Source organism: Comamonas terrae (assembly GCF_001544075.1).
In the GTDB taxonomy this organism is placed as follows: Bacteria; Pseudomonadota; Gammaproteobacteria; order Burkholderiales; family Burkholderiaceae_C; genus Comamonas; species Comamonas terrae.
In genome coordinates, this window is the sequence record NZ_BCNT01000007.1 from 127,403 (window position 1) to 143,738 (window position 16,336).

Consider the following 16,336-nt stretch of genomic DNA (forward strand, 5'->3'; position numbering starts at 1 on the left):
CTATTTTGACAGCATGCGCATGGCGTCCTCCAGGCCTTTGAGTGACAGCGGGTACATGCGCCCGCCCATGAGCTGGTCGATGATGCTGATGCTCTGGCGGTACTGCCACACGCCCTGGGGTTCGGGGTTGATCCAGGCGAACTTGGGAAAGGCGTGCGTGAGGCGCTGCAGCCATTCGGCACCCGGCTCCTCGTTCATGTATTCGACGCTGCCGCCGGGCTGCAGGATCTCGTAGGGGCTCATGGTCGCGTCGCCCACGAAGATCAGCTTGTAGTCCTTGTTGTACTTGCGGATGATGTCCCAGGTCGGGAACTTCTCGGCAAAGCGGCGGCGGTTGTTCTTCCACATGAAGTCGTAGACGCAGTTGTGGAAGTAGTAGAACTCCAGGTGCTTGAACTCGCTCTTGACGGCCGAGAACAGCTCCTCCACGCGCTGCACGTGCTCGTCCATGGTGCCGCCCACGTCCATGAGCAGCAGCACCTTCACGTTGTTGTGGCGCTCCGGAATCATCTTGATGTCCAGGTAGCCGGCATTGGCGGCCGTGGAGCGGATGGTGTCGGGCAGGTCCAGCTCCAGCTCGCCGCCCTGGCGCGCGAACTTGCGCAGTCGCCGCAGCGCCACCTTGATGTTGCGCGTGCCCAGCTCCTGCGAGTCGTCGTAGTCGCGGTAGGCGCGCTGTTCCCAGACCTTGACGGCGCTCTTGTTGCGGCCCGGCCCGCCGATGCGTATGCCTGCCGGGTTGTAGCCGCCGTGGCCGAACGGGCTGGTGCCGCCCGTGCCTATCCACTTGCTGCCGCCCTGGTGGCGCTCCTTCTGCTCTTCCAGGCGCTTCTTGAGCGTCTCCATGAGTTCGTCCCAGCCCATGGCCTCGATGGCCGCCTTCTCCTCGGGGCTGAGTTCGCGCTCGAGCAGCTTGCGCAGCCAGTCCTGGGGGATTTCCTTGGTCAGGTCGGTCAGCATCTCCACGCCCTTGAAATAGGCGGCGAAGGCGCGGTCGTACTTGTCGTAGTGCTTCTCGTCCTTGACCAGGACGGTGCGGCCCAGGTGATAGAAATCGTCCAGGCTCAGGTTGTCGCCCTTGGGGCCGACCACGCCGGCCTGCAGCGCCTCGAGCAGGGTCAGGAATTCCTTGACCGAAACCGGCAGCTTGGCTGCGCGCAAGGTGTAGAAGAAGTCGATCAGCATCGGATATGCCTCCAGCGCTTATGTGGCGGGCGCATGCTGCTCCAGAAGATAGAGCAGCTGGGCGCGTGCCTCGGGCCACTCGCCGCTGCGCATGCTGTACATCACGGTATCGCGGATCGTGCCGTCGCGGCGCAGCGCGTGGCCGCGGATCACGCCATCCTTTTTCGCGCCCAGGCGCTCGATGGCGCGCTGGCTCGCGAAGTTGAAGTTGTCCGTGCGCCAGCCCACCACATGGCAGCCCAGCGTGCCGAAGGCATGGGCCAGCAGCAGCAGCTTGGCCGAGGTGTTCACATGCGTGCGCTGCACGCTCCTGGCGTACCAGGTGTAGCCGATCTCCACGCGGCGCACGGCGGGCAGGATATCGTGGTAGCTGGTGGTGCCCAGCACCTTGCCGCTCTCGTCGTCGAGCACGGCAAAGGCGAAGCGGTGGCCCTGCTCGCGGCCCAGCAGGGCCGCCTCGATATAGGAGCGCGTCTCGTGCGGCTCGGGCACCGAGGTGACGCGGATCTTCCACAGCTCGCCGTCGGCCGCGGCGGCGGCCAGGCCGGCTTTATGCTCCAGTGCCAGGGGCTCCAGGCGCACGCCCCGGTCGCGCAGCGTGACAGGTTCAACAAAGCTCATATCAGTTATCCATGGCGCATAAAACAAGCATGGCTCGGGTCAGCAGACGCCGCGCAAGAGCCGCCTCGCCGCGCCGGCGTCGTCCCCCTTCCCACGCAGCGCAGCGAAGTGAGAGAAGGGGGAAGGAGCGGAGCGACACAGAGGGATGTCACCTATTCCTCTGGTTCATGAAGACCAGCTTCTCGAACAGGCTCATGTCCTGCTCGTTCTTGAGCAGCGCGCCCACCAGCGGCGGAACGGCGACCTTGCCGTCCTCGGTCTGCAGCGACGCGGCCGGCACGTCCTCGGCCATCAGGAGCTTGAGCCAGTCGAGCAGTTCGCTGGTCGAGGGCTTCTTCTTCAGGCCCGGCAGGTTGCGCACGTCGTAGAACACCTTCATGGCCGCCGACAGCAGCTCGCCCTGCAGCCTGGGGAAGTGCACGTTCACGATCTGGCGCATGGTGTCCGCATCGGGGAACTTGATGTAGTGGAAAAAGCAGCGGCGCAGAAAGGCGTCGGGCAGCTCCTTCTCGTTGTTCGAGGTGATGAACACCAGCGGCCGGTGCTTGGCGCGCACCATCTCGCGCGTCTCGTAGCAGTAGAACTCCATGCGGTCGATCTCGCGCAGCAGATCGTTGGGAAATTCGATGTCGGCCTTGTCGATTTCGTCGATCAGCAGCGCCACGGGCCGGTCCGCCGTGAAGGCCTGCCACAGCACGCCCTTGACGATGTAGTTGTGGATGTCCTTCACGCGCTCGTCGCCGAGCTGCGAATCGCGCAGCCTGCTCACGGCGTCGTACTCGTACAGACCCTGCTGGGCCTTGGTGGTGGACTTGATGTGCCACTGCAGCAGCGGCATGTCCAGCGCCGCGGCCACCTCCTCGGCCAGCATGGTCTTGCCGGTGCCGGGCTCGCCCTTGACGAGCAGGGGGCGCTGCAGGGTTGCTGCGGCATTGACGGCCAGCATCAGATCCTGCGTGGCCACGTAATTGTCGGAACCTTGAAACTTCATGGGCGGTATCAGCGTAAGTATTGATAAGCGTGCCGGGCACGGGCTGCCATAATCCGTTTGCACTGCAGCAAGGCATTTGAGCACCCGTCTGAACTCTTGAAGGATTGTGCGCGCAAAATGATAAAAACTTGGACCACGGTATTGGCAGTAGCTGTCGCGTCAGTGACCGGTATGGCACATGCCCAGCAAGCGGCTGGCGACGCGAAGGCAGGTGAGGGAAAAATCGCCATGTGCATTGGCTGCCATGGCATCCAGGGTTATCAGGCCAGTTTCCCCGAGGTATACAAAGTTCCCAAGATAGGCGGCCAGAGCGCGGCCTATATCGTCTCGGCCCTGCAGGCCTACAAGAAGGGCGAGCGCAAGCACCCCACCATGCGCGGCATTGCCGACTCGCTGAGCGACCAGGACATGGCCGACGTCGCTGCGTATTACGCGGGGCACGGCATTGGCGATGCCAGGCAGGTCAAGGCCGTGCAGGCCAATGCCAGCGTGGCTCCGTTGCTGCAAAAGGGCGCCTGCTTCTCCTGCCACGGCGAAGGCTTTGCCAAGCCCATCGACCCCAGCTACCCCAAGGTCGCCGGCCAGTATGCGGACTATGTCTATGCGGCCCTGCAGTCCTACAAGACCCAGAACAATCCCCTGATCGGACGCAGCAACGGCATCATGGGCGGCATCGCCAAGCAGTTCAGCAACGACGAGCTGCGCCAGCTGTCGCGCTACATCGGCAGCCTGGATGGCGACATGCAGACCGTGGTGCAGCCGCATTTCAAATTCGGCCAGAAATGATCCATCGTCGCCGCCCATGAAAAAAGCCTGCATCAATGCAGGCTTTGTTTTTTGCTGGCACCGGCCCGGGCGACCTGCGTTCAGGCGGCCGGATTGCGGCGCACATGGCTGCCATCGCTGGTGGCGCGGCGCTGCACGCTGGCCACATAGGCATCGCCGTCGGGCGGACGGCCCGAGCGCTGGCTGTCCCACAGCATCTGGCCCAGGCTTTCCATGGCGGCATGGTGGGCATCGTGCAGCGAGTCCAGGCGCTTGCTCAGCAATTCCACGGCCTGGCGTATGCCGCGCGGCTGGTCGATGCTGCACTGCTCGCTGATCGACAGGTGCATGGACAGGTGCAGGAACGGGTTGGTGCGGCCGGGCTCGGCATCGTAGTTGCGCAACAGGGCTGCGTCCACGTCGGACAGGTCGTCAAAGTATTCGGGATGCTCGGCAATCCACAGGCTGGCCAGCGTTTCTATGGCCTCCATCGGCGCATTGCTGAGCATCTTGGCGCGTACGCTGCAAAAAAATCGCCGGACATCGGCTTGGCTGGGGTTGAACATGATGGGCGGCAGCGTATCACGGCTGCCCGGCCTGCGAGGGACTGTGGTCTTGCCGCCGTTCGGCCAGTGCCTGGGCGCGCTCGTTGGCCATCTGCTCCACCAGCTGCTGGCGGCCCTGCTTGGCCACGGCGATGAGCTGGGTCTGGTCCTTGTAGTGCGGGTACATGCGCTCGGCCAGCTCATGGTTGTGCTGCCTGAAGCGTGCCGTGATGCGCTGTGCCTCTTCGGGGCTTTCGCCGACCAGCTCCAGCACGGATTGCGCGGAAACCAGGCTGGACTCGAAGACCTCGCGCTCGGCGTGCTGGACCTTCAGGTCGCGCAGCCGGAACCAGTGGTTGAGGTCCCGTGCGCGCGCCACGATCTGGAGGTCGGGAAAATGCTTGCGCGCCTGGGTCGCGATCTTCATGGACTGCTCGGGCGAGTCCACGGCGATCACCAGCACCCGGGCCTGCGCGGCGCCGGCGATGCGCAGCAGGTCCATGCGCGTGGCATCGCCGTAGAACACGCGGTAGCCAAAGGTGCGGGCCACCTCCAGCATTTCCACGCTGTGGTCGAGGATGGTGGGTGTCATGCCCTGGGAAAGCAGCACGCGGGCCACGATCTGCCCGTAGCGGCCGAAGCCGGCAATGATGATGGGGGATTCCTGCGGCTCCGAGATTTCCTCGGTCCGGGGCAGGTCATCGCAATCCTTGATGGCCGCGAAGCGGCGCAGCAGCAGCCTGTCCAGGGCCACCAGCAGCAGCGGGCCCAGCAGCATGGACAGGGCCACGGCGGCCACCAGCATGGACGAGACGCTGTGGCGGAAGACCTTGTATTGCGCAGCCGTCTGGAACACGACAAAGGCGAATTCGCCGCCCTGGGCCAGCATGAGCGTGAAGACCGGCCGCTCGCGCCAGGGCAGCTTCATGACCCTGGCCAGCCCGTAGATCATGACGGCCTTGAGCGCCACGAAGCCCAGCACCATGGCTGCCATGACCCAGGGGCTTTGCAGGATGACGCCGAAATCGATGCTCATGCCCACGGCCATGAAGAACAGGCCCAGCAACAGCCCCTTGAACGGCTCGATATTGGTTTCCAGCTCGCTGCGGTACTCGCTGTCGGCCAGCAGCACGCCGGCCAGAAAAGCACCCAGGGCCATGGACAGGCCGACCTGTGTCATCAGCATCGCGATGCCGACCACCAGCAGCAGCGAAGTGGCGGTGAAGATCTCCGGCGTCCTGCTGCGCGCGATCCAGCGCAGCAGCGGCTGCAGCAGCAGGCGGCCGCCGATGATGACGGCCGCGATCGTGCCCAAGGTCTTGGCCACCTGCAGCCAGATATGGCTGTCGGCATGAGCGGCGTGGGCGGCCTTGTAGGCACCCAGGATGGGAATCAGCGCCAGGATGGGAATGGCCGCCACGTCCTGGAACAGCAAAATGGAGAAGGCCGCCTGGCCGCTGGGCGTGCGCAGCAGATTGCGCTCGGACATGATCTGCAGGCAGACGGCCGTCGAGGACAGGGCCAGCCCCAGGCCGGCAATCAGGCTGACGCGCCAGGAAAAACCGAAGCCCCAGGCGGCGGCGAACAGAATGCCGGTGCAGGCCAGCATCTGGGCCATGCCCCAGCCGAAGATGGGCCGGCGCAGCTCCCACAGGCGCTTGGGCTGCAGCTCCAGCCCGATCACGAACAGCATGAGCACCACGCCGAATTCGGCGAAGTGCAGAATGTCCTCCACATTGCTCACCAGCCGCAGGCCCCACGGTCCCATGGCGATGCCGGCCCCCAGGTAGCCGATGATGGCGCCCAGGCCAAGTGCGCGGGCCAGGGGCACGGCCAGTACGGCGGCGGTGAGATAGATGAAGCCGTATGTGAGCCAGATGGGCGCGCTGTGTTCCATGGAATTCGGTGTTAACCCTGAGTTGCCGCCAATTGTGGCACCCTGCAATGGCCGCCGGCCTTGCGGCATGTGAAAAAGCGGCCGTTCAAAGCCTGCTGCCGATGGGTCTGTCGCTCGGGCGCATGCAGCAATGCCGGACAACTTCTAAGATGTCGTCCTCGGCTTTGCAGGCATTTTGGGGCTTTTCATGGATTGGCATACGTGGCTCGCGTTTTTTGTGGCTTCCTGGATCATTGCGGTGTCCCCGGGTTCGGGGGCCGTGCTCTCCATGAGCCATGGGCTGTCCTATGGCGTGCGCAAGACCAGCGCCACGATCTTGGGGTTGCAGCTGGGACTGCTGCTGATCCTGCTGATTGCCGGCGCGGGCGTAGGCTCGCTGCTCATGGCTTCGGAGTGGGCCTTCAATGCCGTCAAGATCGCGGGCGCCTGCTACCTCATCTATCTGGGCATCAGCCAGTGGCGGGCCGGCGGCTCGTCCCTGATCGCCCAGGAAGTGGTTCCCGAGATCAGCTTCAGGCGGCGCGTGCTCACGGGTTTCCTGACCAATGCCACCAATCCCAAGGGCATCATCTTCATGGTGGCCGTGCTGCCGCAGTTCATGACCAGCAGCCGCCCGCTGGCGCCCCAGCTGGCCATTCTGGCCGTCACCATGCTGGCCGTGGACACGACCGTCATGCACGGCTATGCGGCGGGCGCCAGCGCCTTGCGCGGCCTCATGCGCAGCGCACGCGCCATGCGCAACCAGAATCGCGTCTTCGGCAGCCTGCTGATGGCCGTCGGCTCCGGCCTGTTCTTCGTGCAGCGCGCCGCGTCATCTTGATTTCCCTTAAGCGGCGGCGCCGCTTTCCCATGAGGGAGGCGACATCTTCGTTGCGGGGTGGCCCTTGCTCGATGTCCTTGAGTTGAGCCGTGCCTTCATGGCCCGCAAGCGATGCGCGGGTTGTGGGTATAGGGATCGTGTTGTCGCATGGCAGACAAAGCCGGCGCGCAGGCGCCCCTACATTGGGGGCATGAAAACCTTCCATTCCTACTCAGAAGTGCTGTCCTGCATCGGGCAGGAAGTCGCGGTCAGCGACTGGATCACCATCACGCAGGCGCAGGTCCAGCTGTTTGCAGATGCCACCGGCGATCAGCAATGGATTCACACCGATCCCGAGCGCGCAGCCAAGGGGCCGTTCGGCGCGCCCATCGCTCACGGCTTTCTCACGCTTTCGCTGCTGCCCCAGTTCTTTGCCCGCAGCTTTGCGATCGAGGGCTCGCGCATGGGCGTGAACTATGGCCTCAATCGCGTGCGCTTTACCTCGCCGGTGCCCGTCGGCAGCCGCTTGCGCGCCCGCATGACGCTGCAGGCCGCCGAGCGCGTGGAGCCCGACGGCCTGCAGATGACCTGGCTGGTGACAGTGGAGCGCGAGGGCAGCGACAAGCCCGTATGTGTGGCCGAATCCCTGGCCCGCAACTACGGCGCTGCCGCCTGAGCCGCCTGGCGAACGAATCCGTTCAAAAAGCCCCGAGCCTTGAAACCTGGGGCTTTCCTGCCTGGTGAAGGCGGACGGGCTTAGCCGCCGAAGTTGTCCAGCTGGCCGGCCTGGTTGGCTGCAACCGCTTCCTGGCGCACCTGCTCGCGGGAAACGGTGGACCGGGTGCCGGGCGCCTGGGAGAAGTGATAGCCTTCCTCGATGGCGCGGAATTCGCCGCTGGCCTGGGCGGCCTTGAGTTCGGCCAGCACCTGGGCGCGTGTCAGCGTGGAGTGGCTTTGCTCCTGGGGAGGGTAGTGGCCATCGGCGAAATCGAGGCCTGCGGCCTGGGCTGCAACGGCGGACATTGCAATGGCAGCAACAATGGCAAAACGGCTGGCGTTTTTCATGGTTCTTCCTTTTATCGCAGGGCTCGTTGTTCCTTGCGGATATCGCTGGATGGCGCGAGCCCATGACCAGTAATTTAGGACGAAGCGATATGGGGAAAAACCCCTGAAACAGCAACTTATCGTTCCAGAAACGGCAACAATCGGCCTGCGGGCCGGCCACAAGCCTAAGGCGCAGGAGTCGGCTCTGCAAGCGCTGCGCCGGGAAAGCCGAGCTGGCGCCAGGCCTCGAATACCGTCACGGCCACGGCGTTGGAAAGATTGAGGCTGCGTTGCGACGCCCGCATGGGCAGCCGCAGGCGCTGCGCATCCGGGAACTGGGCCCGGATTTCCTGCGGCAGTCCCTTGCTTTCGGAACCGAACACCAGCCAGTCGCCGTCCTGGAATGCGATGGCATGTGCGGGGCTGCTGCTGTGGGTCGTCATGGCGAACATGCGCTCGCGCCGGGGCTGGCAGCTGGCCAGGAATGCCTCCCAGCTGGCATGGCGGGCCACGGCGGCATATTCGTGATAGTCCAGGCCCGCGCGGCGCATATGCCGGTCTTCCATGGAAAAGCCCAGGGGCTCGATCAAATGCAGGCTGCAGCCCGTGTTGGCCGCCAGGCGGATGACATTGCCCGTATTCGGCGGAATCTCGGGAGCGACAAGAACGATATGGAACATGGCCGGTATTGTGCAGTTGCGGGAGCCATGGCGTGGCTCGGCCGGGAAGTTCCAGACTGGCGCGGCGTGATGCCATCTCCTTTTCAGGGCGTGCGGCAGAGCACCAGCGCCGAGACGCCGGCGGCGCCCGACTGCAGTAGGCAGCCTGCGAGCGCATCGAGCGTGGCGCCCGTGGTCATGACGTCGTCCAGCAAGGCAATGTGTCGGCCTCGGATGCGGCTGCTGAAATCCGGAGCAACGGCAAAGACCTTCTGCAGATGGCGCAGGCGCTGGGCGCGGCCCAGCTCATGCTGGGACTGCAGTGTGTGCCGGCGTTCCACCGCCCGGTGCCAGACGGGAATGGGCGGATGCAGGGCGCGGGCCAGCAGCAGCGTATGGTCAAAGCCGCGCTCGCGCAGGCGCTGGTCCGACGCAGGTACAGGCAGCAGCAGATCGCTGCCGTCCAACACCTGTTCCACCTGGGGGTGGCTGGACATGAGCCGGCCCAGACCATGCGCCAGGCCGGTGTCGCCGTGGAATTTGTAGCGCGCAATCACGTTCTGCCACGGATAGGCATAGTCCAGCACTGCAATGCAGTGCTTCAGCCGGGGTGGCTGCTTCAGGCAGGCGCCGCAGACCGCCGCACCTCCTTCCAGATGGCGTGCGCAAAGACTGCACCGCGGGACGGGCTGACTCCACCTGGCAAGGCAATCGGCGCAGAAGCGGGCCGCGGGCCAGCGCCTGCAGATGGCACACTGGCTGGGCAGGGCATCGAGCACTGCATTCCAGGGCCGGCTCCGCCGTGAAAGCCATGTCGCATGAAGGTCGGGCATGGAATCAATATACTCGCGCCGCATCGCCTTCCTCTTTGGTGTGCCAGCTGCCGGCCGCGTCTGTGGCCGTTGGTGCACGCCCCTGTTTCCCTTCGCCATGCCCCATCAACTGCCTCCCACGATCGACCCTGTTGCCGCCCAGCGCTGGCATGCTGCCGCGCCCGCGGAGTCGCCGTGGCTGCATGAAGAGGTGGCCAGGCGCATGCAGGAGCGGCTCGATTGGATCGTCAAGCCGCCGCAGCACTGGTGCCATTGGGAGCCGGTGCGCGGTGGCATGCAGGCCCATGCCCTGCTGCGCGAACGCTATCCGCAGGCCTCCTGTACGGTCTACGAAGCCGTGGCTTCGCACCGGGACGTTGCCGAGGAAAGACTGGGCCACCGCTGGTGGCAGCCGGCGCGCTGGAAAAGCGCGGGCGTGCAGATCGCCGAACCCGGGCAGGCGAGTGCGGACATGCTGTGGGCCAACATGCAGCTGCACATGGCAGCCGACCCGCAGGCCCTGATCGAGCGCTGGCACGGCACGCTCAAGGTGGACGGCTATGTCATGTTCTCCTGCCTGGGGCCTGACACCGTGCGCCAGCTGCACCGCCTGTATGCCGAACTGGGCTGGGCGCCGGCCGGCCATGCCTTTACCGACATGCACGACTGGGGCGACATGCTGGTGCATGCGGGCTTTGCCGAGCCGGTGATGGACATGGAGCACATCACGCTGACCTTTGCCACGCCCGAGCGCCTGCTCAAAGAGCTGCGCGAGCTGGGCCGCAATCTGCATCCGGACCGTTTTGCCGGCCTGCGGGGGCGAGGCTGGAAGCAGGGTCTGGAGCAGGCCATTGCCGAGCGCTGGAGCGACAGGCAGGCCGACGGGCAGTTCGCGCTGACCTTCGAGATCGTCTATGGCCATGCCTACAAGCCGCAGCCCAAGGTGCGACTGGAATCCAGCAGCTCGGTGTCGCTGCAGGACATGCGGGCCATGTTGCGCCAGCCGCGCAACACGGGTTTGCGATAGCCCAAACGTCGTTTTCCTGTCATTGATTCAACACAAAGCTGCCTACAATTTCCGTTCGGTTCCTAGATAACAGCGTTTCTTGTGGGCCTGTCTCTCCTGCCCGCAAAGACAGCGCCAGCCGGCAGGCTGCAAGGAGAGAAGTCGGGTGTTTCGCTTTGCCATGGAGACTGGCCAGCGGGTGCAGATGCCGCCGGGCCATGTGTTGGGTCATTACCGAAAGCCAGAGAAGCCTTCCGCGCGGCGAGGCGCTGCTTGGCGCGCTTCCAGTTTCTGTTGGCAGGATGGCGGCCGCCGCTTTGGCGCCACTTTACCGTCGCTGCAGTTGAAGCTGTTTTTCCCCTCCCATTTTTTCCGTGAGCCGCATGCGCCTGCTGCCTGCAGGGGCGGTGCTGCCGGGCCTTGCGTTGCAAGCGAAGTTGGCACTTGCAAAGGCCGGCTCAGGCCGGTTGCCGCTGCCGCTCCTGGCGCCCGGCTGCCGGTGTTGCGACCGCAGGTATTAGTGAATGCGCGCAGACAGTGCTATCAAACTTTAAGGCATGCTGCACGCTAGCCTGCAGCTGCGGCAGTCGGCCGCCTGTGTTCGGCGAGGGCGCAGAAGGCTGTGAATGAGTGGACAACCTGAGGCTTAGAGGTAAGTGAAAACGATGAAAAACATTTCCACCAAGCTGATTCCCTGGGGTTTGACATTGGCGATGACGGGATCCTTGGCTCATGCCGTTCAGGATCTGCCTGGCGGGCCGGCGGTCAATCAGCTCAACCTGGCACCGCCCGTGACGCGCATTGCCGTGGAGCAGCATTTCCTGCACTGGATGATGCTGATCATCTGCACGGTGATTTTTGTGGGCGTCTTTGGCGTGATGTTCTATGCCATCTGGAAGCACCGTAAATCCAAGGGCGCCCAGGCAGCCAATTTCCACGAATCCGTCACGGTGGAGATCGCCTGGACCGTGGTGCCGTTCATCATCGTGGTGCTGATGGCGCTGCCGGCCACCAAGGTGCTGGTGGCGCAGAAGGACACGACCAATGCCGACCTCACGATCAAGGTCACGGGATACCAGTGGAAATGGGGCTATGACTATCTCAACGGAGAGGGCGAGGGCCTGAGCTACGTCTCCACGCTGGACAGCAGCCACCGCGTCCTGTCCGACAGCGGCAACGTGGCCAATGCTCCCGTCGACTACCTGCTCAAGGTGGACAACCCGCTGGTGGTGCCGATCAACAAGAAGGTGCGCGTGATCACCACGGCCAACGACGTGATCCACTCGTTCATGGTGCCGGCCTTCGGTATCAAGCAGGACGCCATTCCTGGCTTTGTGCGCGATACCTGGTTCAAGGCGGAGAAGGCCGGCGACTACTACGGCCAGTGCGCCGAGCTGTGCGGCAAGGAGCATGCCTACATGCCCATCCATGTGAAGGTGCTGTCCGCAGCCGATTACACGGCCTGGGTCGACGGTGAAAAGAAGAAGGCTGCGGCCAAGCAGGACGACCCCAACAAGGTCTGGTCGCTGCAGGACCTCGTGGCCCGCGGCGAGAAGGTCTATGCGGCCAATTGCGCGGCCTGCCACCAGGCCAACGGCAAGGGCGCCGGCCCGATCAAGCCGCTGGACGGCAGCGCTGTCGTGCAGGGCGCGCCTGCCGAGATGATGCATGCCGTGCTCGAGGGCCGGGCCAATGGCGCCATGCCTTCGTGGAAGCAGCTGAGCGATACCGACCTGGCGGCCGTGGTGACCTTTGCCAAGAATCACTGGAGCAACAAGACAGGGCAGGTCGTCCAGCCCGCGCAGTTCGTTGCCGCGCGCGGCGGCAAGTTCCCCGAAGGGGGCGGCGCTGCCGCTTCGCAATAAGTGCCTGGAACCGATGATCGACTGGAGTTAAGAATATGAGCGCCGTACATCCTCCCATCCAGACGCCTGCGGATCATGGGCATGCGCATGGGCATGACGACCATCACCATGCGGCGCCCTCGGGCTGGCGTCGCTGGCTGTTCGCGACCAATCACAAGGACATCGGCACGATGTACCTGCTGTTCTCCTTCACCATGCTGATGGTGGGAGGCATACTGGCCATGCTGATCCGCGCCGAGCTGTTCCAGCCCGGCCTGCAGATCGTCAACCCCGAGCTGTTCAACCAGCTGACCACCATGCACGGGCTGATCATGGTGTTCGGCGCCATCATGCCGGCCTTCGTGGGCTTTGCGAACTGGATGCTGCCGCTGCAGATCGGCGCCTCCGACATGGCGTTCGCGCGCATGAACAACTTCAGCTTCTGGCTGCTGATTCCCGCGGGCATCATGCTGGTGGGCTCGTTCTTCATGCCCGGCGGCGCCCCTGCTGCCGGCTGGACGCTGTATGCGCCGCTGACGCTGCAGATGGGCCCCTCGATGGATACCAGCATCTTCGCGATGCACATCATGGGCGCGAGTTCCATCATGGGCGCGATCAACATCATCGTGACCATTCTGAACATGCGTGCTCCCGGCATGACGCTGATGAAGATGCCGCTGTTCGCCTGGACCTGGCTGATCACGGCCTATCTGCTGATCGCGGTGATGCCCGTGCTGGCCGGCGCCATAACGATGACGCTGACCGACCGCCACTTCGGCACCAGCTTCTTCAATCCCGCAGGCGGCGGCGATCCGGTGATGTACCAGCACATCTTCTGGTTCTTCGGCCACCCCGAGGTCTACATCATGATCCTGCCGGCCTTCGGCATCGTGAGCCAGATCGTGCCGGCCTTCAGCCGCAAGAAGCTGTTCGGCTACACCTCCATGGTGTACGCGGTGGCGGCGATCGCCATCCTGTCGTTCATCGTTTGGGCGCACCACATGTTCACCACCGGCATGCCGGTCACGGGCCAGCTGTTCTTCATGTACGCGACCATGCTGATCTCGGTGCCGACGGCCGTGAAGGTGTTCAACTGGACGGCCACCATGTGGCGCGGCTCCATGACCTTCGAGACACCCATGCTGTTCGCCGTGGGCTTCATCTTCGTGTTCACCATGGGCGGCTTCACGGGCCTGATCCTGTCGATGGCGCCCATCGACATCCAGCTGCAGGACACCTACTACGTGGTGGCGCACTTCCACTACGTGCTGGTGGCCGGCTCGCTGTTTTCCATGTTCGCGGGCTACTACTACTGGTCGCCCAAGTGGATGGGCGTGATGTATTCCGAGACGCGCGGCCGCATCCACTTCTGGGGCTCGCTGATCACCTTCAACATCACCTTCTTCCCGATGCACTTCCTGGGGCTGGCCGGCATGCCGCGCCGCTATGCGGACTACCCCATGCAGTTTGCCGATTTCAACATGATTGCCTCCATCGGAGCCTTCGGCTTCGGCCTGATGCAGGTGTACTTCTTCCTGTTCGTGGTGTGGCCCGCGATGCGCGGCCATGGCGAGAAGGCGCCGCAGAAACCCTGGGAAGCCGCCGAGGGCCTGGAGTGGGAAGTGCCTTCGCCCGCGCCGTTCCATACCTATGTCACGCCGCCCAAGCTCGACGAGAGCGCCACGCGCGTGATCGGCTGAGCAGGATCGGGAGAAGCGCACATGCAGACACCCGAGCAGCGCAAGGCCAATCTGCGGCTGGCACTGATTCTGGCATCCACGGCCGTGGCCTTCATGGTGGGCTTCATGGTCAAGATGGCCTGGATGTAGCAGGGCATGCGCAAAAGGCGCTGCGGTCCCGGATGCCGGGCCTGCAGCTTGGAATTCGGCAGCCGGACCGTGTGCCCGGCGGCCCATGCAGTCAGGAGATGGCGGTGAACGTGCACAAGGAAAACGCGAAAATGGTCGGCAAGCTGCTGTCGGTGGCGCTGGGCATGTTTGCGTTTGGCTATGTGCTGATACCGATCTACAAGCACATCTGCGAGGTGACGGGCATCAACATCCTGTCGCTGTCGGAGCGCGAGGTGCCGGGCGCCGGCGCGGCCGGGCGCAACGTGAAGCTGCCCAGCAACTCGCAGGTCGACACCAGCCGCACCATCACCGTGGAGTTCGATGCCAATGCGCGCGGCCCCTGGCAGTTCAAGCCGGCTGTGCATTCGCTCCAGGTGCATCCGGGCGAAATGGCCACGGTGATGTACGAGTTCCAGAACGTGCAGGATCGCACCATGTCGGCGCAGGCCATTCCCAGCTATGCACCGCGCCAGGCGACGGCCTTCTTCAACAAGATCGAGTGCTTCTGCTTTTCTCAGTACACGCTCCAGCCCGGCGAAAAGCGCGAGTGGCCTGTGGTCTTCGTGATCGATCCGCGGCTGTCCAAGGATGTCAAGACCATCACCCTGTCGTACACGTTTTTCGAAGTCGGCGGCAAGACGCCTGCCGTGCCGCAGGGCACGGCCCAGGTGCGCAATGCTGAAGCGGAGGCGTCATGAACGGCCAGGTGCCCGGACCCGAGGACGATGCAGGCAGGCAGCCGGGGCCGCCCGGCCATAGCCTGCTGCGCACCCTGCTGGCCGTGGCCTGGGCCATCCTGGGCGTGCGCAAGGGCTCGGAATATGCAAAGGATTTTGCGCACATCACGCCGCTGCACGTGATCATCGTGGGGCTGGTGGCGATCGTGGGCTTGGTATTGGCGTTGATATTGCTGGTGCAACTGGTGGTTTAGCCTGCGGGCATGCGGCAAGAGAATCGGTTTGGGCAGTTGAATGTGAAGGGTGCGGTTCTTTGACAGGCCGCGGTGAATAACAACGATCTACAGTCTCAGGAGCTGAGCGATGAGTGCATCCCCCCAGGGCGCAACCCCTTATTACTATGTACCCGCTGAATCCAGTCACCCCGTCATGGCGGCGATTGGCCTGTTCTTTGTCATCCTGGGTGCCGGCACTTGGATCAATGGCTACGAGTGGGGCATGTATTCCCTGTTCGCAGGCCTGGTCTGGTGGCTGGCGGTCCTCTTCGTCTGGTTCCGGGATGCGGCGCGCGAGAGCGAGGCCGGGCTCAACAGCCACAAGATCGACCTGTCCTACCGCTGGAGCATGAGCTGGTTCATCTTCTCGGAGGTCATGTTCTTCGGCGCCTTCTTCACGGCCCTGTGGTGGGCGCGCGCGCACTCCGTGCCTGCGCTGGGCAGTCTGGCCAACGAGGTGCTGTGGCCCAATTTCCAGGCTGTCTGGCCCAGCGTGAGCGCGGGTGCCACGGCATCGCCGGCCGATATCGTGGAGCCGTTCAAGACGGTGGGCCCGTTCTGGCTGCCCACGATCAACACGGCCTTGCTGCTGTCCTCCGGCGTGACGCTGACCATTGCCCACCATGCGCTGCAGGCCAACCACCGTGCGCGCTGCATTGCCTTCATGTGGGTGACGGTGGTGCTGGGCTTTGTCTTCCTGTGCGTGCAGGGCTATGAGTACCACCACCTCTATACCGAATACAACCTCAAGCTGTCCTCGGGCGTCTACGGTTCGACCTTCTTCATGCTCACGGGCTTTCACGGCTTCCACGTGCTGGTGGGCATGCTGATGCTGTTTTTCATCACCCTGCGCCTGATGCGCGGCGACTTCACGGACAAGCACCATTTCGGTTTCGAAGGCGCGGCCTGGTACTGGCACTTCGTGGACGTGGTCTGGCTGTTCCTGTACGTGCTGGTCTATTGGATGTGAGTTGCTCGCGGCGGCCCGGTTGCTGCAAAAATGGAAGTGCCTTGCGCTTGCTGGTCAATGCTTTCAGTGCTTCATCGGCCTGAAGACATTGACTGGATGGCGTAAGGTGCTTTGTTTTTGGTAGCAGGAGATGGCATTGCCGGCAGGCCTATTGCTGCGGGCTCCAGCCTGTGGGATGCAGATAGCCGAGCTTGGCGGCCACCAGGATGCAGAGGAACAGCACGATGGAAATCCCCACGCGCAGGGCCAGCGAGCGGAGCATGGCCCGGCTGCGCTGCTGGTCGTCACGCTGATCGCCGCCCCTGCGCATCATGAAGAACAGCGCGCTGCCCAGGCTTGCAAGAATGGCCAGCAAGGCGAGGATGATCAGGAATTTCATGGACGGATTATCTGGTG

The 16,336-nt window shown here is 63.8% G+C and carries 19 protein-coding genes; 10 read left to right on the plus strand and 9 right to left on the minus strand.

The annotated features are described in order from the left end of the window. The 3 genes from Cte04_RS12130 to Cte04_RS12140 all read right to left on the minus strand — a co-directional run bounded on the left by Cte04_RS12130 (position 1) and on the right by Cte04_RS12140 (position 2,797). Entirely contained in the window at positions 1–1,185 is a 1,185-nt protein-coding gene (locus Cte04_RS12130; RefSeq protein ID WP_066477642.1) for a vWA domain-containing protein, read from the minus strand. Positions 1,186–1,203: 18 nt separating this feature from the next. Continuing rightward, the gene (locus tag Cte04_RS12135) at positions 1,204–1,806 is read right to left on the minus strand and encodes a GNAT family N-acetyltransferase (protein ID WP_066477649.1); all 603 of its coding nucleotides are present in this window, start codon (positions 1,804–1,806) and stop codon (positions 1,204–1,206) included. Positions 1,807–1,954: 148 nt separating this feature from the next. Then, the gene (locus Cte04_RS12140) at positions 1,955–2,797 is read right to left on the minus strand and encodes an AAA family ATPase (protein WP_066477657.1); all 843 of its coding nucleotides are present in this window, start codon (positions 2,795–2,797) and stop codon (positions 1,955–1,957) included. Between the two features lie 117 nt (positions 2,798–2,914). Here Cte04_RS12140 and Cte04_RS12145 point away from each other — a divergent pair, with 117 nt between their 5' ends. After that, positions 2,915–3,583 (plus strand): c-type cytochrome, encoded by a 669-nt coding sequence (locus Cte04_RS12145; RefSeq protein WP_066477659.1) that lies wholly within the window; start codon positions 2,915–2,917, stop codon positions 3,581–3,583. A gap of 80 nt (positions 3,584–3,663) precedes the next feature. Here the strand turns inward: Cte04_RS12145 and Cte04_RS12150 are convergent, their stop codons facing one another. Next, a complete protein-coding gene (locus Cte04_RS12150; protein WP_066477663.1) occupies positions 3,664–4,128 on the minus strand; it encodes a DUF1841 family protein in 465 nt (154 codons plus the stop codon). Positions 4,129–4,144: 16 nt separating this feature from the next. Continuing rightward, positions 4,145–6,004, minus strand: coding sequence for a glutathione-regulated potassium-efflux system protein KefC (kefC, locus tag Cte04_RS12155; RefSeq protein ID WP_066477669.1), 1,860 nt, complete (start codon positions 6,002–6,004; stop codon positions 4,145–4,147). A gap of 187 nt (positions 6,005–6,191) precedes the next feature. On the opposite strand from kefC, the gene Cte04_RS12160 reads away from it, so the two are divergent. Both Cte04_RS12160 and Cte04_RS12165 read left to right on the plus strand, forming a co-directional pair. Further along, on the plus strand, positions 6,192–6,824 hold the full coding sequence (locus tag Cte04_RS12160) for a LysE family transporter (RefSeq protein ID WP_066477671.1): 633 nt from the start codon (positions 6,192–6,194) through the stop codon (positions 6,822–6,824). 190 nt (positions 6,825–7,014) lie between these two features. Continuing rightward, complete coding sequence (locus Cte04_RS12165; RefSeq protein ID WP_066477673.1) at positions 7,015–7,479, plus strand: MaoC family dehydratase; 465 nt, start codon at positions 7,015–7,017, stop codon at positions 7,477–7,479. Between the two features lie 80 nt (positions 7,480–7,559). Here Cte04_RS12165 and Cte04_RS12170 read toward each other — a convergent pair whose 3' ends face one another. From Cte04_RS12170 to Cte04_RS21990, 3 genes are all read right to left on the minus strand, one after another. Next, positions 7,560–7,868 (minus strand): DUF4148 domain-containing protein, encoded by a 309-nt coding sequence (locus Cte04_RS12170; RefSeq protein WP_066477679.1) that lies wholly within the window; start codon positions 7,866–7,868, stop codon positions 7,560–7,562. Positions 7,869–8,032: 164 nt separating this feature from the next. Continuing rightward, positions 8,033–8,527 (minus strand): tRNA (uridine(34)/cytosine(34)/5-carboxymethylaminomethyluridine(34)-2'-O)-methyltransferase TrmL, encoded by a 495-nt coding sequence (gene trmL / locus Cte04_RS12175; protein WP_066477682.1) that lies wholly within the window; start codon positions 8,525–8,527, stop codon positions 8,033–8,035. A gap of 83 nt (positions 8,528–8,610) precedes the next feature. Next, on the minus strand, positions 8,611–9,093 hold the full coding sequence (locus tag Cte04_RS21990) for a ComF family protein (RefSeq protein ID WP_245633357.1): 483 nt from the start codon (positions 9,091–9,093) through the stop codon (positions 8,611–8,613). A gap of 343 nt (positions 9,094–9,436) precedes the next feature. Here Cte04_RS21990 and Cte04_RS12185 point away from each other — a divergent pair, with 343 nt between their 5' ends. The 7 genes from Cte04_RS12185 (at position 9,437) to Cte04_RS12210 (ending at position 15,940) form a co-directional block, all read left to right on the plus strand. Beyond that, entirely contained in the window at positions 9,437–10,345 is a 909-nt protein-coding gene (locus Cte04_RS12185) for a class I SAM-dependent methyltransferase (protein WP_066477689.1), read from the plus strand. A gap of 644 nt (positions 10,346–10,989) precedes the next feature. Then, positions 10,990–12,189: a cytochrome c oxidase subunit II gene (gene coxB / locus Cte04_RS12190; RefSeq protein WP_066478089.1), complete on the plus strand. Its 1,200-nt coding sequence runs from the start codon at positions 10,990–10,992 to the stop codon at positions 12,187–12,189. Between the two features lie 35 nt (positions 12,190–12,224). Beyond that, the gene (gene ctaD / locus Cte04_RS12195) at positions 12,225–13,868 is read left to right on the plus strand and encodes a cytochrome c oxidase subunit I (RefSeq protein WP_066477693.1); all 1,644 of its coding nucleotides are present in this window, start codon (positions 12,225–12,227) and stop codon (positions 13,866–13,868) included. Positions 13,869–13,889: 21 nt separating this feature from the next. After that, complete coding sequence (locus tag Cte04_RS21885) at positions 13,890–13,997, plus strand: cytochrome oxidase small assembly protein (protein WP_217997578.1); 108 nt, start codon at positions 13,890–13,892, stop codon at positions 13,995–13,997. 104 nt (positions 13,998–14,101) lie between these two features. Then, complete coding sequence (locus Cte04_RS12200; RefSeq protein WP_174522920.1) at positions 14,102–14,716, plus strand: cytochrome c oxidase assembly protein; 615 nt, start codon at positions 14,102–14,104, stop codon at positions 14,714–14,716. After that, a complete protein-coding gene (locus Cte04_RS12205) occupies positions 14,713–14,949 on the plus strand; it encodes a DUF2970 domain-containing protein (protein ID WP_066477696.1) in 237 nt (78 codons plus the stop codon). The genes Cte04_RS12200 and Cte04_RS12205 overlap by 4 nt, the downstream gene beginning before the upstream one ends. Before the next feature lie 109 nt (positions 14,950–15,058). Continuing rightward, positions 15,059–15,940, plus strand: a complete 882-nt coding sequence (locus Cte04_RS12210) for a cytochrome c oxidase subunit 3 (RefSeq protein ID WP_066477698.1) — start codon at positions 15,059–15,061, stop codon at positions 15,938–15,940. A gap of 148 nt (positions 15,941–16,088) precedes the next feature. Here Cte04_RS12210 and Cte04_RS12215 read toward each other — a convergent pair whose 3' ends face one another. Further along, on the minus strand, positions 16,089–16,319 hold the full coding sequence (locus tag Cte04_RS12215; RefSeq protein ID WP_066477700.1) for a twin transmembrane helix small protein: 231 nt from the start codon (positions 16,317–16,319) through the stop codon (positions 16,089–16,091). Between the last annotated feature and the right edge of the window lie 17 nt (positions 16,320–16,336).